Genomic DNA, 14265 nt, shown 5'->3' with positions numbered 1-14265 from the left:
TCGTGCTGCGCGTCGGCTGGGCCGCGTTCGGCGCCGACCCGCTGCCCGCCACCCCCCGCCGCCCGCTCGCCGAAGTGGTCGAGGAGCTGGAGAACTCGTAGATCCACCGGAACACACGCACGCCGAAGAGCGCCGCGCCGGGTTACCCCGCGCGGCGCTCCTGCGTCTCGTGCCCCGATCGGGATCGTCCGGTCACAGGGCGCCGGATGACGCGGAGCACGTGCTCCCGCACCACCGCACGGGCGCGCCGCGGTGCGCGAACCCCCGACGTCGACCACGACCGGTTCCCCCATCACGCACCGCCTGCCCGAGCGGCGGACCGCGAGCGGATCGACGTGGCAGTCGTAGGTCTCCTCGAACGAGGACTTACGGCCTTCCTGCGACCGGTCCGGGAAACGGACGCTGGTGGTGGAGATGGGAGGACGTCATGATCCTGGTCGGTGTGGACGGGTCGCCCGCGAGCCGCGCGGCGCTGCGCACGGGCGACGCGGTGGAGGCGGCGGGCGACGCGGGCCACGTGCTGACCGGGGCCGCGCGGCGGGCGACGCTGCTGGTGCTCGGCGGGAACCACCTGGTCGGGGTGGCGCCGGGCGGGGTCGTCACGCACTGCCTGCGGCACGCGCCGTGCCCCGTGGTGGTCGTGCCCGCGACGAGGTGACCGCACGGTGACGAGGCCCGTCCCGGAGTTCCGGGGCGGGCCTCGTCGCGTCGGTGTCCGCCGGTTTCAGCGGCGGCGCCACCACTTCTCCAGCTCGACCACGCCGTAGGCGACCAGTGCCAGGGCCGCCGCGAACGCCCACGACTCCCAGCCGAGGGGTGCGGTGTGGAACAGGGCGTTCATGAACGGCGCGTAGGTGAACAGCAGCTGGAGGACGACGGTGACCGCGATGCCGGCGGGCAGCCAGGGGTTGGCTCGCAGTCCCACGCCCGGTCGGGGGCGGTCCAGCGAGCGGCAGTTGAGCAGGTAGGCGATCTGGGCGGCGACGAAGACGTTGACCGCGAGCGTGCGCGCCTCCTCCACGGTGCCGTCGGCGAGGTGGAACGCGGCGAACGAGCCGGCCAGCAGGACCGCGGAGACGAGGAGGATGCGCTGGACCAGGACCCCGGTGAGCAGGGGCAGCGAGGGCGGCAGGGGCGGGCGTCGCATGACGTCGGGTTCGCGGGGTTCGAAGGCCAGGGTGAGGCCGAGGGCGACGGCGGTGGTCATGTTGATCCACAGGATCTGCACCGGCAGGATCGGCAGGGCGGTGCCCAGCAGGATCGCGGTGAGGATGACCAGGCCCTCGGCCATGTTCGTCGGCAGGGTCCAGATGATGAACTTGCGCAGGTTGTCGAAGACCGCGCGGCCTTCCTCGACGGCGGCGCGGATGGTGGCGAAGTTGTCGTCGGTGAGGACCATGTCGGCGGCCTGCTTGGCGACCTCGGTGCCACTGCGGCCCATGGCCACGCCGATGTCGGCCCGGCGCACCGCGGGCGCGTCGTTGACCCCGTCGCCGGTCATGGCGACGACCTCGCCCCGCGCCTGGAGCTCCTCGACCAGCCGCAGCTTCTCCTCGGGCGAGACGCGGGCGTGCACGGCGTCCTCGGCCAGCGAGAAGTGGTCGGCGATGGCGCGGGCGGTGGCGCGGTGGTCGCCGGTGATCATGCGGACCTCGATGCCGGCGGCCTGGCAGGCGCGGACCGCGTCCAGCGCCTCGGGTCGGGGCGGGTCGTGCATCGCCTGCAGGCCGAGGAACACCGCGCGTCCGCGCAGGGCTTCCTCGGTCAGCTCGACGTCGAGCGGCAGGTGCGCGCGGGCGAACGCCAGCACGCGCAGGCCCTCGCCGGCGAGGCGGGCGGCGTCGGCGTGGTCGAGGCCCCCGGTGAACCCGGCGATGCGCTCGACGGCGCCCTTGAGGTAGACCACGCCGCCGGCGTGGCGGGTGGCCATGAACCGGCGCTGCGAGGTGAACGGCAGCTCGTCCACCCGCAGTGGCACGTCGGTGATGCCCGCCTTGCGCGCGGCCACGACCAGCGCGGCCTCGGTGGGGTCGCCGACCGGGGTCCAGCGGCCGTCCCGCTCGACCACGTCGGCGTCGTTGCACGCCAGCCCGGCCAGCAGGACCTCGCGCACGGCGTCGGGCACGGGCGGGGCGTCGCCGTGCGGCGCGTAGCCCACCCCGCCGACCCGCCACCGCTCGCCGCCGGCGACGACCTCGCGCACGGTCATGGCGTTGGCGGTGAGGGTGCCGGTCTTGTCGGTGCAGATCACGGTGGTGCTGCCCAGCGTCTCCACGGCGGGCAGCCGCCGGATCACCGCGTTGCGCCGCGCCATCCGGGCCACGCCGATGGCCAGCGTCACCGTGACGGCGGCGGGCAGGCCCTCGGGGATGGCGCCGACGGCCAGGGCGACGGCGGCGGTGACCATGTCGGCCAGCGGCTCGCCGCGCAGCACCCCGACCGCGACCGCGACGACCGCCAGGCCCAGGATGACCCACGTCAGCAGCTTGCTGAACCGGGCGAGCTTGCGCGTCAGCGGCGTCTGCACCGCCTCGGTCGTCCCGACCAGCCGGTGCACGCGCCCGATCTCGGTGTCCGCACCCGTGGCCACGACCACGCCCCGCCCGCCGCCGCTGGTGACCAGCGTGCCGGAGTAGGCCATGTCCACGCGGTCGGCCAGGGCGGCGTCGTGCGGCACGGGCAGCGGGTCCTTGGCCACCGGCTGCGACTCGCCGGTCAGCGCCGACTCGTCCACCCGCAGCTCGCGGACCGCGACCAGCCGCAGGTCCGCCGGGACCTGGTCGCCCTCCTCCAGCAGCACCAGGTCGCCGGGCACGAGCCGGTCGGACTCCACGCGTGCCACCGCGCCGTCGCGGACCACCGTCGCCGTGGTCCGCACCATCGCCACCAGCGCGTCCAGCGCGCGTTCGGCGCGGACCTCCTGGAGGTGGCCGACCACGGCGTTGACCAGCACCACGCCGAGCACGACCGAGGCGTCCACGACCTCGCCCAGGGCGAAGGTCAGCGCCGCCGCGCCGAGCAGGACGTAGATCAGCGGGTGGTGGAACTGGCCGAGGAAGCGCCGCAGCCGGCCGGGGCCGCGGCGCTCGGGCAGCGTGTTCGGCCCGAGCGCCGCGAGCCGCCGCGCGGCCAGCTCACCGGTCAGGCCGGCGTCGGCGTCGGTCTCGGCCAGCAGCACGACCTCGTGCACGGGCAGGCCGTGGGGTGCGGCCTCGCGCTCAACGGTCGCCGACGGCATGTCCCACCCCTGTGGAGCCCGGTTCGGGGAAGCGCACGTCCACCACGCCGGCGACCGCGCCCGCCAGCACCGCGGCCACGTGCCGGTCGCACTCGTCGTCCAGCGCGTCCACGATGGACACCCGGCCGTCGGTGACGTCGACCTGCCAGCGGTCCGGGCCGCCGTAGCGGCACAGCCGGTGGCGGACCTCGGCCTCCAGCGCCCGGTCGTCCCGGCTGACCGCGCGCAGCATGTCCCGGCGGGTCACCACGCCGACCAGGCGCCTGCCGTCGACGACGGCGACGCTGCGCGCGCCGCGCTCCAGCATCCGCCGCGCGACCTCGGCGACGTCGGCGTCGGGCGTGGCTCCGACCTCGGGTTCGGCCATCACGTCGCGGACGGCCCGCGCGGGGCGGGACCTGCCGAGCGGCGGTTCGCCGTGCACCAGCGTGCGGGGGTCCACCGGGAGCCGGTCCTCGAGCGCCTCGGCCTCGGTGAGCACGCCCAGCAGGTCGCCGCGCCCGTCCACCACGGGCAGCATCGTGAACCCGCGCGCGGCGAGCAGGGCTCCGGCGTCGCGGACCGACGTGTCCGGTGAGACGGTCACCACGTCGCGGGTCATCACGTCGCGCACCCTCATCGGGTCACCGCCGGCTCGTCGGCCGTCGCGGGCAGCACCACGACCGGGGTCTCGGCGTGCCGCACGCAGTGGGCGCTGGTGCTGCCCATCAGCACCTGCCGGAACCGGCTGCCGCCGTGGGCGGCGACGACCAGCATCGCCGCGCCGCGCGCCCGCTGCTCCAGCGCCTCGGCGGCGGGTCCGCGCACACAGTGGCGGATGATCCGCGGGAACTCCAGCCTGCCCACGGCGGCCTCGCGCAGCGCGTCCTCCACCAGCGCCTCCGACCGGGCGCGGGCGTCCTGCTCGGTCAGCATGGTCCAGTCCGCCAGCGGTTCGTAGGCGTAGGCGTTGACCACGTGCAGCGGCGCTCCCCGCTGCAGGGCTTCGTCCATCGCCCACCGCAGTGCGCGCTCGCTCGCGGGGGTCCCGTCGATCCCGACGACGATCGGGGCGGCAGCGTCCATGGTTCACACCTCGTCCAAGTCGATGACGACCTCCGGCACGTGCCGGGCGTGTCGTGCGCGGTGCGGTGCACCGCCGGGAGCGGTCCCGGCGTCGACACCGCCGTTGTCGGAGGGCCGGTCGGGGGTCGCGCCGCGCTCTCGCGGTTCACGTCTCCTCGGCCCTGCTCCCAGCCTCCCCTCGGGAGGACGCCGAGGTCAGTGGCCGTGGGCCCATCACGATCGGGACTTTCGTCCCGGGGAGGTCGGTGCCGACCGCGAGCGTTCCGGTGCTCACGGGCTCACGTGGTCGGGCGCGGTCGCGCGTCACGCAGCCGGCGCAGGAACGGGTCGACCGGCTCGGCCGGGGTGACGCGCACGCGCGCGTCCACCGCGACGACCCGGTCGCCGGCGAGGACCAGGGGGTTGATGTCCAGCTCGACGACCTCGGGCAGCAGTTCGGCCAGGTGGGCCACGCGGCGCAGCACGTCGCGCACGGCGGTCCGGTCGTGGTCGCGGAAGACCGCGGGCGCGGCGCGGAAGCCGTGCAGCAGGTCGTCCAGGCCGACCTCGGACAACGGGGCCAGGGCGGCGGCGCGGTCGGCGAGCACGTCGGTGTCCACGCCGCCCAGCCCGGTGACCACGAGCGGCCCGAACTCCGGGTCGGTGACCACGCCGACGAGCAGTTCCCGGCCCCGTTCGGCCATGGGCTGGATGAACACGCCGGTCAGCCGGTCGCCGAACCGGTCGCGCAGCTCCCGGAACCCCTCCGCGACGTCGTCCTCGCCGAGGTCGAGCAGCACGCCACCGCCCTTGCTCTTGTGCAGCAGGTCGCGGGCCACGGCCTTGAGGGCGACCGGCCCGCCGAAGGACCGCTGCGCGGCGACCGCGGACGCGGCGTCGCGCACCAGCGCGCCGCCCAGCACGGGCAGGCCGAACGCCGTGAGCAGGCGCACCACCTGATCGGGTGACAGCCAGCCGTCGTGCCCGGTGACGACGTCGCGCGCGGTGGCGAGGTCGACGTCCGGCTCCACCGGTTCGGGCGCGGAGCGGCGCAGCCACTCGGCGCGGTCGGCGAGCCGGGCCAGCACGGCGGCGGCGCGGGCCGGGTCGGTGTAGGCGGCGATGCCGTCCTCCCGCAGCGAGACCGGGGCGGCCTGGCCGGCGCTCACCGCGAGAACGGGCTTGGCGGTGCGGTGCACGCCGCCGGCGGGGTCGCCCAGGGCGGTGGGCACGGTGACGGTGACCACGGCGTCCACGTCGGGGTCGGCGGCCAGCAGGTCAAGGCAGCGGGCGAAGGTGGCCTCGTCCACGACCGCGGTGGTATCGACCGGGTCGTGCACGCCGGCCGTGCCGGGCAGCAGCGCCCTGAGCGCCTCGGTGGTGGCCGGTCGGAGGTCGGCCACGGACAGCCCTTCCCGGACGCAGGCGTCGGCGGCCGGCACGCCGAGGCCGCCCGCGTTGGACAGCACGGCGACCCGGCGGCCGGCGGGCAGCGGCGTGGCGTGCACCGCGGCCAGCACCGGCTTGCGGCGGGCGACCCGGCGGGCCAGGCGCGAGAACTTGCGCGGGTTGCCGAGTCGCGCTCCCACCACAGCAGCAGGTCGTTGCCGCTGACGTCGTACTCGTCACCGGTCGACACCAGGTCCGTGGTGCCCAGGCCGAGGCGGTGCAGCTGCTCCAGCACCGCGATGGCGACACCGCCGGACTGGGTGACCACGCCGATACCGCCGCGACGCACGCGACCGGGGGTGAAGGTGGCGTCGAGCCTGGCCGCGGTGGCGGACACGCCGACGCAGTTCGGGCCCACCAGGCGCATGCCGTGGCGGCGGACCACCTCCAGCAGCGCGTCGGCGTCCACGCCCGAGGTGATGACCACCAGCGCTGCCACCCCGCGCCGGCCGCAGTCCTCGGCCACCCGCGGCACCGCCGCGGCGGGCACGCACACCACCGCCGGCTCGGGCGCTTCGGGCAGGTCAGCCACGGTGCCGCGGCAGGGCACGACGAGGATGCCGTCGGTGTGCGGGTTGACCGCGTACAACGCGCCCGGGTAACCGCCGACGACGAGGTTGTAGAGCACCGCGTTGCCCACCGAGGAGCGCTTGCGCCCCGCGCCGACCACCACGACCGACCCCGGCCGCAGCACGTGGCGCAGGCTCGCCACCTCGGCGGCCAGCTCCCGGTCGGCCACCGCGTCGAGGTAGGTCTCCACCGGGTCGAGCCCGAGGTCCACGTGCACCACGTCGCTGTCCGGGGTGGTCTCGCCCACCAGGCCGAGGTCGGCGAACACCCGCAGCATCCGCGAGTTCACCGCCGGCACCTCGGCGTGGAACCGCCGCACGCCGCGCCGCCGGGCCAGCGACACCAGGTGCTCCAGCACGAGCGTGCCCACGCCGTGGGACTGGCGCTCGTGCGAGACGACCAGGGCCACCTCGGCGGTGTCGGCGGTCTCCAGGACGTAACTGGCCACGCCCACCAGGTCCTCACCCGCGAAGGCGCCGACGGCCACGTGCCGGGTTTCGCCGGGAGCCGTCAACCTGGCGACGAAGTCCTCCGACCGCCGGGGCGAAGCGCTGAAGAACCGCAGGTAGCGGTCGCCCAGCGGCAGGTCGCGGTGCAGCGCCAGCAGCGCGTCGGCATCCGCCGGCCCCAGTTCGCGCAGGGCCACCACCGACCCGTCCGCCAGCAGGGCGCGGTGGCTCGCGGTCACGGCGGCTGCCCCGGGCCGACGACCACGCCGTGCCGGGGTGGTGCTCGATGCCGGTGCCCCGTCCGCACCGGCCAGGATCTCGCCGTCCACATCTCCTCCTCGGCTCCGCTGCCACCTCCCCGGCGGCACATTGGCCCGGTGTGCCGTCACCGGGGCGGGGGGATCCCCGGTCCCACGACGCGCACGGCCGCCACGCCCGGCAGCTCCGACACCGCGGCGACGGCGGTGGGGCGGTCACCGGTTCCCGTGAGCAGCACCTCCCCGCCGACGACCCGCACCGCCCACAGGTGCGGGTCGAGGTGGGCGCGCACGTCCTCGGCGATCACCTCGTCGGTCCTGGCGAGGCTGCGCAGCAGGTCGCTGCGGGCGACCACGCCGACGAGCCGGCCGCGGTCGACCACGGGCAGCACGCGCACGTGCCGGTCGAGCATGAGCCGCGCCAGGGCGGCCGGGTGGGTCCACGGGGTCGCGGTCACCACGTCGACGCTCATGACGTCGGCGACCAGCGGTGCCGGTGCGACGAGCGGGTCGGCGGGCTCCCCGCCCACGAACGTCCTCGGGTCCGGGGGCACGCGGTGGCGCAGCAGGTCGGCCTCGTCCACCACGCCGACCAGCCCGCCGTCGCGGTCCACCACGGGCAGGGTGGTCAGGCCGGTGTCGGCCGGCAGCCGCGACGCCTCCGCCACCGGGGTCCACGGTCGTGCGACGACCACCTCGGTGGTCATCAGGTCCATCGCCTTCACGGCACACCTCACGATCTCCCGTTGCCCACGCCGATGGCGGGGCGCCGGACGGGCGGGGGTTCCCGTCCGGCTGTCCGCAGGGGCGCGCTACCCGGCGCGCCCGTGGGCCGCGGCCACCTCTTCCGCCGACACGACGTGCGCGTCCGGGCCGGGGAAGACCAGGGTCCGCGCGCCGGTGTCGAGCCAGTGCACCGCGTACGGCGGGGTGCCGTCGCCGTGGCGGACCTCCTCGACCAGACCGCGCCTGGCCGGCCGGTCGGTGGAGCCGCGCTCGATGACGATCCAGTCCCCCACCCGGGCCTTCACCGCTCCCCCTCCCCCGGTCGCACGACGGCCAGGGGGCACGGCGCGTGGTGCAGCAGGGCCTGGCTGGTAGAGCCCAGGAGCATGCCGGTGAAGCCGCCCAGGCCGTGGCTGCCCACCACGAGCAGCCGGGCGCCGTCGGCGGCCTGGAGCAGGGCGCGCACGGGCCGGTCGCGCACGACGACCCGGGTGACCGGCACGTCCGGGTACTTCTCCTGCCAGCCGGCCAGGCGCTCGGCGAGCAGGCGGCGCTGCTCGTCCTCCACCTGCGACCAGTCGACGGTCAAGCGGGAGCCGTAGGCGCTGTCGACCAGGAAATCGGTCCAGGCCAGCAGCGCCGTGAGGGGCGCGCCACGCACGGACGCCTGTTCGAAGGCGAACGCCACGGCCTGCTCGCTGACCTCGGAGCCGTCCACGCCCACCACGACGGGCCCTTCGGCGGGCGGCTGCTCCCGGACCACGACCACCGGGCACGCGCCGTGCGCGGAGACCGCCACGGCGACCGACCCGACCACCAGGCCGGTGAACCCGCCCAGTCCCCGGGACCCCAGCACGACCAGGCGCGCCCGGCGGCTCTCCTCGATCAGCGCGGGCGCCGGGCCGTCGACCACGAGGGAGGTCGTGACCTCGACCTCGGGGGCGGCGTCCAGGACGGCCCGCTCGGCCTCGGCGAGCCGTTCGCGGCCCGCCTCCTCGAACGCCCGCCGGACCTCGTTCCCGGTCAACACGATCTCCGGGTAGCCGCGCGTCGGCAGTTGGTAGGCGTGCACGAGCCTGACCGGCACGCGGTGCCGGGCGGCCTCGTCCGCCGCCCACCGCACGGCGGCGAGCGCCGAGGCCGATCCGTCCACACCGACCACGATCGGGTCACTCATCGGAGTCCTCCTCCTGGTTGCGTCGTCCGCACGTCTTCCGCTGTCATCCGCACGCCCACCACGCCCGGGACCGCCTCGGCCAGCGCCGCCAGGACGCGGGAGGTCCGCTCGTCGGCGGGCGCGCACCCCACGAGGGCCTCGCCGTCGTGCACGGTCACCGGCCAGCGGCCGGGCCCGCCGTAGGCGTCGAGCCGTTCCCGCACGTCGGCGGCGATGGAGGCGTCCGTTCGGGCCAGCGCGCGCACCAGGTCACGGCGGGTGACCACGCCGACCAGCCGCGATCCGTCCACGATCGGCCTGGTCATGATGTCGCAAGCCCTCATGGCGCACCTCCTCCACCACCGACGCTAGGCAGCCGCCTCGGCTGGCGACGCGGTCGTTGGTCCTCTCCGGGCAGGGACCAACGACCACCGGTCGGGCTCGCGGACCCCAGGTCTGCTGTGACAGGGTCTTTGGGCCCTGTGCCGGGGGACCTCCCCCGGCGAACCTGGGGGCAGGCGGAAGGAAGGGCGGGGACTGGTGGCGCGTGTGTTCTTGGTCGACGACCACGAGGTGGTCCGGGTCGGGGTGCGGGAGTTGCTCAACGCCGACGAGGACCTCCAGGTGGTCGGCGAGGCCGGTTCGGTGGCCGAGGCGCTGGCCCTGGTGCCGGCCAGCGGCGCGGAGGTGGCGGTGCTGGACGTGCGGCTGCCCGACGGCAACGGCATCGAGCTGTGCCGCGAGCTGCGCTCGCGGGTGCCGGAGCTGAAGTGCCTGATGCTGACCTCGTTCACCGACGACGAGGCCCTGTTCGACGCGATCATGGCCGGCGCGTCGGGCTTCGTGCTCAAGCGCATCCTCGGTCACGACCTGCAGAACGCCGTGCGCACCGTCGCCGCCGGCGGGTCCCTGCTCGACGCCCGCTCCACCACCGCCCTGCTCAACCGCATCCGCCGCGAACGCGAGCAGGGCGATCCCACCCGGTCGTTGACCGAGCAGGAACGCACCGTTTTCGACTACATCGGCGAGGGCCTGACCAACAAGCAGATCGCCGAGAGGATGTTCCTGGCCGAGAAGACGGTCAAGAACTACGTCTCCCACCTGCTGGCCAAACTCGGGCTGGAGCGCCGCACCCAGGCCGCCGTGCTGGCGACCAAGCTGCGCAAACCCGCCGCGAACGACGAGGAGTGATCACAGCGGCACCTGCCAGGTCAGCCGGGTGCCCCCGCCGGGTTCGGCGACGGCGGCGCACGTGCCGCCGAGTTCGACCGCGCGTCGCTCCAGGTTGCGCAGCCCGCTGCGGGCCACCTGCTCGGGTATCCCGATCCCGTCGTCGACGACGCTGACGGTCAGGTCGGCGCCGGCCTCGACGGTGAGCACGAACCCGTTCGCGCGGGCGTGGCGCACGACGTTGCTCACGGCTTCGCGCACCACGGCCTCGGCGTGCTCGGCGACGTGCTCGGGCACCGAGTTGTCCACCGTCCCGCTCATCCGCACCGTCGGGGTCACCGGCACGTCCTCGGTCAACTCGGAGACCAGGTCCAGCAGCCTGCGCCGCAGACCGGGGACGTCGTCGCTCGCCTGGAGGTCGAAGATCGAGGTGCGGATCTCCAGCACCGTCTCGTCCAGGCCGACCACGGCCTTCTGCACCCGCTCCCGCACCCTGGGCTCGCGGATCGAGCCCAGCGCGCCCTGCAGGCTCATGCCGGTGGCGAACAGGCGCTGGATGACGTGGTCGTGCAGGTCGCGGGCGATCCGGTCGCGGTCCTCCAGCAGGTCCACCAGGCGACGCGCCCGCTGGTTCTCCGCGAACTCCAACGCCACCGCCGCCTGATCGGCGAACGAGGCCAGCAACGGCACCTGCTCAGCGGTGAACAGGGTTCCACCTTTGTCCCGGGCGACCAGCAGCACCCCGGTCACCGCTGTGCCGGTGCGCAGCGGCACCGCCACCCCCGGCCCGACGTTCGCCGAGATGTCCCCCAGCGTGCCCTCCAGGTCGTCGATCAGCATCGGCGCGCCCGACTCCAGCACCTGCTCCACGAACGACCCGGCGCCGGTGAACGGGCCGCCGACCAGCGCCTGGACCTGGTCGCCCACCCCGGCGGCCGTGCGCAGCCGCCGAGGCGCGGCCTCCTCGACCAGCACGATCAGTGACAGCGACGCCTGCGACAGCTCCATCGTGCGCGTGCTGATCAGCCGCAACGCCTCCTCGGCCGACGCGCCGCCCAGCAGTTCGCTGTTGACCTCGGCGGTGGCCTCCAGCCAGCGCTCCCGCATCCGGGACCGCTCGAACAGCCGGGCGTTCTCCACCGCCACGCCCGCTGCCGCCGCCAGTGCCGTGAGCACCACCTCGTCGTCCGGGGTGAAGTCCGCGCCGTCGATCTTCTCGGTCATGTAGAGGTTGCCGAACACCTCCTCGCGCACCCGCACCGGCACACCCAGGAAGCTGTGCATCGGCGGGTGGTTGGGCGGGAAGCCCACCGACGCCTCGTGCGCGGTCAGGTCGTGCAACCGGATCGCCCGCGGATCCTTGATCAACAACCCCAGCAGGCCCTTGCCCTGCGGCAAGTGCCCCATCCGCGCCCGGGTCTCCGGGTCGATGCCCACGTAGACGAACTCCGACAGGTCGTCCTGCGTCCCCAGCACGCCCAACGCGCCGTAGCGGGCCCCGACCAGCTCCACCGCGGCCTGCACGATCCGCTGGAGCGTGGAATCCAGCTCCAACCCGGCGCCCACCGCCAGCACCGCGTCCAGCAGGCCCTGCATCTTGTCCCGGGTCGAGGCGATCTCGGTCAGCCGCTCGCGCACCTCGTCCAGCAGCTCGTCCAGGCGCAGGCCGGCCAGCAGCCGGGGGTGCTCGTGTTCCTCCACGATCATCAGCATCCCAAGGGCGTGCCGAAAGGTCTAACACGGCGGGACCGACGGCTCCCCCGATCGAGGACCTTCGACCGTGTGCCGGTCGGCCCGCGGACCGGACAGTGGAGGTGTTGGTGCGATCAGGCGACGTGGTTGGGGTGAACGACATGAGCGGGGTGTTCGGATTGGCGCCGTACGAAGTGGAAGGTGTGCTGCGGGCCGCGTCCCTGGCCCCGTCCGTGCACAACACCCAGCCGTGGCGGTTCCGGCTCGGACCGGACCGCATCGAGCTGCACGCCGACCCCGAACGCGCGCTGCCCGCCACCGACCCCGACGGGCGCGAGCTGCGCCTGTCCTGCGGCGCGGCCCTGTTCAACCTCCGCCTGGGCCTGCGCGCCCGCGGCATCCGGCCGCTGGTCACCCTGCTGCCCGGCGCGGACGCCCCCGGCGCGCTGGCCGTGGTCCGCTGGGGCGGCCACCGCGACACCGACCCGGAGGTCCGCGAGCTGATCGCGGCCATCCCGAAACGGCGGTCCAACCGCAAACCCTTCCACGACGCGCCCGTCCCCACCGCCCACCGGCACGCCCTCGTCCGCGCCGCCGAACGCGAACGCGCCTGGCTGCACCTGGTCGCCGACCGGGAGGAACGCGCCCGCCTCCAGGACCTGGTCGCCCGAGCCCACCGGGTCCAGGCCCGGGACCCCGCCGTGCGCGCCGAACTGGCCGCGTGGACCGGCCCGCGGGACTCCGACGGGGTCCCGCCGCGATCGGGCGGCGTGCGCCCCGCGCCGCAGGACGAGTGGGCGCTGCGCGACTTCCAGGCCGCCGAACGGCCGCCCGGCAAGGACTACGAGCCCGACCCCCTGATCACCGTGCTCAACTCCTTCCACGAAGGGGCGCTGGGCCAGCTGCAAGCCGGGCAGGCGCTGCAACGCGTGCTGCTGACGGCCACCACCCTCGGCCTGTCCGCGTCGTTCCTCTCCCAGCCGATCGAGGTCCGGCAGACCCACGCGGAACTGCGCCGCGTCCTGGGCGGCTCCCTCGTGCCGCAGACCGTGCTGCGCATCGGCTTCGGCTCCCCCGTGCCGCCCAGTCCGCGCCGCGACGTGGCCGACCTGCTGCAGGAGCCCGACCCGACCGGGGCGTTCAGCGGCCGGCCGGACCCGTCGGCGCTCGCGCTCCCCTACCAGGTCACCGGGAACTCGTAGATGCCGTAGACGTTCGCGTCGTCCTTGAACGGCAGGGCGTCCAGCGGCACGGCGGGGCGGAGGTCGGGGATGCGGCGGAACAGCGTGTCGAACACGACCTCCAGCTCCAGCCGCGCGAGGTTCTGGCCCAGGCACTGGTGCGGGCCGAAGCCGAAGGCCAGGTGGTGGCGGGCGCCGCGCCCGAGGTCCAGCTCGTCGGGCCGCTCGAACACCTCGGGGTCGCGGTTGCCCGTGTTGCTCAGCGCCACCACGCCCTCTCCCGCCTTGATCGGCACGCCACCGATCTCGGCGTCGGCGACCGCGACGCGGGACGTCGCCACCTCGGCGATCGTGTAGTAGCGCAGCAGCTCCTCCACCGCGAACGGCGTCTTCGCCGGGTCCCGGCGGATCGCGCGGGCGTGCTCGGGGTGCTCGAGGAAGGTCAGCACGCCGAGCGAGATCATGTTCGCCGTGGTCTCGTGCCCGGCCACGAGCAGCAGGAACGCGAGCATGACCAGCTGGTCGCGGTCGTCGGAGGCGGTGACCTGGCGGCTGAGCAGGTCGTCGGCGGGGTTCGCCCGCTTGGCCTCGATCAGCTCGCCGAGGTAGGCGCGCAGGTCCGTGATGACGCCGACGCGCTCCTCCGCCGAGGTCGTCCGCTTCAGCAGCAGCGCCGACCGGCTCTGGAAGAACTCGTGGTCGGCGTAGGGCACGCCGAGCAGTTCGCAGATGACCAGCGACGGCACCGGCAGGGACAGCGCCTTCACCAGGTCGACCGGCTTGGGCCCGGCGAGCATCGCGTCGACGTGCTCGTCCACGATCTGCTGGACGCGCGGGCGCAGGGCGGCCATCCGCCGGACGGTGAACTCGCCGACGACCGCGCGCCGCGCCGGGCCGTGCTCCGGCGGGTCCATGCCGATCAGGGACGGCGTGAACCCGGCGAGGGCCCGCTGCCCCGGCACCAGCACCGGGAAGCCCGGGTTGCGCCGGTCGGAGCTGAACCGGGGGTCGGTGAGCATCGCGCGGATGTCCTCGTGCCGCGTCAACGCCCACACCACCGCGCCGCTGGGCAGGGTCACCCGGGAGACCGGCGCCTCCCGCCGCAGCCGGAGGTGCTCCTCCGGCGGTGAGTAGGGGCAGGTGCGGGTGATGGGCAGCGCGGTGGGGAGCTGATCGGTCACGGTTCCACCCCGATCTCGGTATGTGGAGGAAAATCCTCCGGTTCCTGTTCTCGACCGTACCGATGTGGAGGTTCTTCGTCCACTTCCTTCGGGTGAGACACTGTTCGCCCAGGTGACGGAGAGGTAGGAGATGACGGCTGACCCGGGGACAC

General features: G+C 74.6%; 13 protein-coding genes and 1 pseudogene. 3 read left to right on the top strand and 11 right to left on the bottom strand.

Going from position 1 to position 14265, the window contains the following annotated elements; translation table 11 throughout:
- Positions 1-427 precede the first annotated feature (427 nt).
- Positions 428-658, top strand: a complete 231-nt coding sequence (locus ACFV4N_RS29720) for a hypothetical protein (RefSeq protein WP_499675923.1) — start codon at positions 428-430, stop codon at positions 656-658.
- A 66-nt stretch (positions 659-724) separates the two neighbouring features.
- Here ACFV4N_RS29720 and ACFV4N_RS29715 read toward each other — a convergent pair whose 3' ends face one another.
- The 9 genes and pseudogenes from ACFV4N_RS29715 to ACFV4N_RS29675 all read right to left on the bottom strand — a co-directional run bounded on the left by ACFV4N_RS29715 (position 725) and on the right by ACFV4N_RS29675 (position 9233).
- The gene (locus tag ACFV4N_RS29715; RefSeq protein WP_499675922.1) at positions 725-3238 is read right to left on the bottom strand and encodes a cation-translocating P-type ATPase; all 2514 of its coding nucleotides are present in this window, start codon (positions 3236-3238) and stop codon (positions 725-727) included.
- A complete protein-coding gene (locus tag ACFV4N_RS29710) occupies positions 3219-3857 on the bottom strand; it encodes a CBS domain-containing protein (protein WP_499675921.1) in 639 nt (212 codons plus the stop codon). The genes ACFV4N_RS29715 and ACFV4N_RS29710 overlap by 20 nt, the downstream gene beginning before the upstream one ends.
- Positions 3854-4303, bottom strand: coding sequence for a universal stress protein (locus ACFV4N_RS29705; protein WP_499675920.1), 450 nt, complete (start codon positions 4301-4303; stop codon positions 3854-3856). The genes ACFV4N_RS29710 and ACFV4N_RS29705 overlap by 4 nt, the downstream gene beginning before the upstream one ends.
- Before the next feature lie 278 nt (positions 4304-4581).
- Positions 4582-5724 carry an acetate--CoA ligase family protein gene (locus tag ACFV4N_RS29700; RefSeq protein ID WP_499675919.1) on the bottom strand — a complete coding sequence of 381 codons (1143 nt, stop codon included), beginning with the start codon at positions 5722-5724 and terminating at the stop codon, positions 4582-4584.
- Positions 5725-5903: 179 nt separating this feature from the next.
- Positions 5904-6947, bottom strand: a pseudogene (locus ACFV4N_RS29695) (GNAT family N-acetyltransferase); the annotation flags it as partial.
- 188 nt (positions 6948-7135) lie between these two features.
- Positions 7136-7723 (bottom strand): CBS domain-containing protein, encoded by a 588-nt coding sequence (locus tag ACFV4N_RS29690; RefSeq protein ID WP_499675925.1) that lies wholly within the window; start codon positions 7721-7723, stop codon positions 7136-7138.
- A gap of 96 nt (positions 7724-7819) precedes the next feature.
- Positions 7820-8038: a DUF1918 domain-containing protein gene (locus ACFV4N_RS29685; RefSeq protein WP_499675918.1), complete on the bottom strand. Its 219-nt coding sequence runs from the start codon at positions 8036-8038 to the stop codon at positions 7820-7822.
- The gene (locus ACFV4N_RS29680) at positions 8035-8910 is read right to left on the bottom strand and encodes a universal stress protein (protein ID WP_499675917.1); all 876 of its coding nucleotides are present in this window, start codon (positions 8908-8910) and stop codon (positions 8035-8037) included. Before ACFV4N_RS29680 ends, ACFV4N_RS29685 begins: the two co-directional genes overlap by 4 nt.
- Complete coding sequence (locus tag ACFV4N_RS29675) at positions 8907-9233, bottom strand: CBS domain-containing protein (RefSeq protein ID WP_499675916.1); 327 nt, start codon at positions 9231-9233, stop codon at positions 8907-8909. Before ACFV4N_RS29675 ends, ACFV4N_RS29680 begins: the two co-directional genes overlap by 4 nt.
- A 193-nt stretch (positions 9234-9426) precedes the next feature.
- On the opposite strand from ACFV4N_RS29675, the gene ACFV4N_RS29670 reads away from it, so the two are divergent.
- Positions 9427-10080, top strand: a complete 654-nt coding sequence (locus ACFV4N_RS29670) for a response regulator (RefSeq protein ID WP_499675924.1) — start codon at positions 9427-9429, stop codon at positions 10078-10080.
- Here ACFV4N_RS29670 and ACFV4N_RS29665 read toward each other — a convergent pair whose 3' ends face one another.
- Complete coding sequence (locus ACFV4N_RS29665; protein ID WP_499675915.1) at positions 10081-11766, bottom strand: sensor histidine kinase; 1686 nt, start codon at positions 11764-11766, stop codon at positions 10081-10083. It lies immediately after the preceding gene.
- 146 nt (positions 11767-11912) lie between these two features.
- Here ACFV4N_RS29665 and ACFV4N_RS29660 point away from each other — a divergent pair, with 146 nt between their 5' ends.
- On the top strand, positions 11913-12953 hold the full coding sequence (locus tag ACFV4N_RS29660) for an Acg family FMN-binding oxidoreductase (RefSeq protein ID WP_499675914.1): 1041 nt from the start codon (positions 11913-11915) through the stop codon (positions 12951-12953).
- On the opposite strand, the gene ACFV4N_RS29655 is transcribed toward ACFV4N_RS29660, so the two are convergent.
- Entirely contained in the window at positions 12929-14113 is a 1185-nt protein-coding gene (locus ACFV4N_RS29655; RefSeq protein ID WP_499675913.1) for a cytochrome P450, read from the bottom strand. The genes ACFV4N_RS29660 and ACFV4N_RS29655 overlap by 25 nt on opposite strands.
- Between the last annotated feature and the right edge of the window lie 152 nt (positions 14114-14265).

It is taken from the genome of Actinosynnema sp. NPDC059797 (assembly GCF_042732085.1).
Classification (GTDB): Bacteria; Actinomycetota; Actinomycetes; order Mycobacteriales; family Pseudonocardiaceae; genus Actinosynnema.
This window is presented reverse-complemented; position numbering and strand designations above follow the sequence as displayed.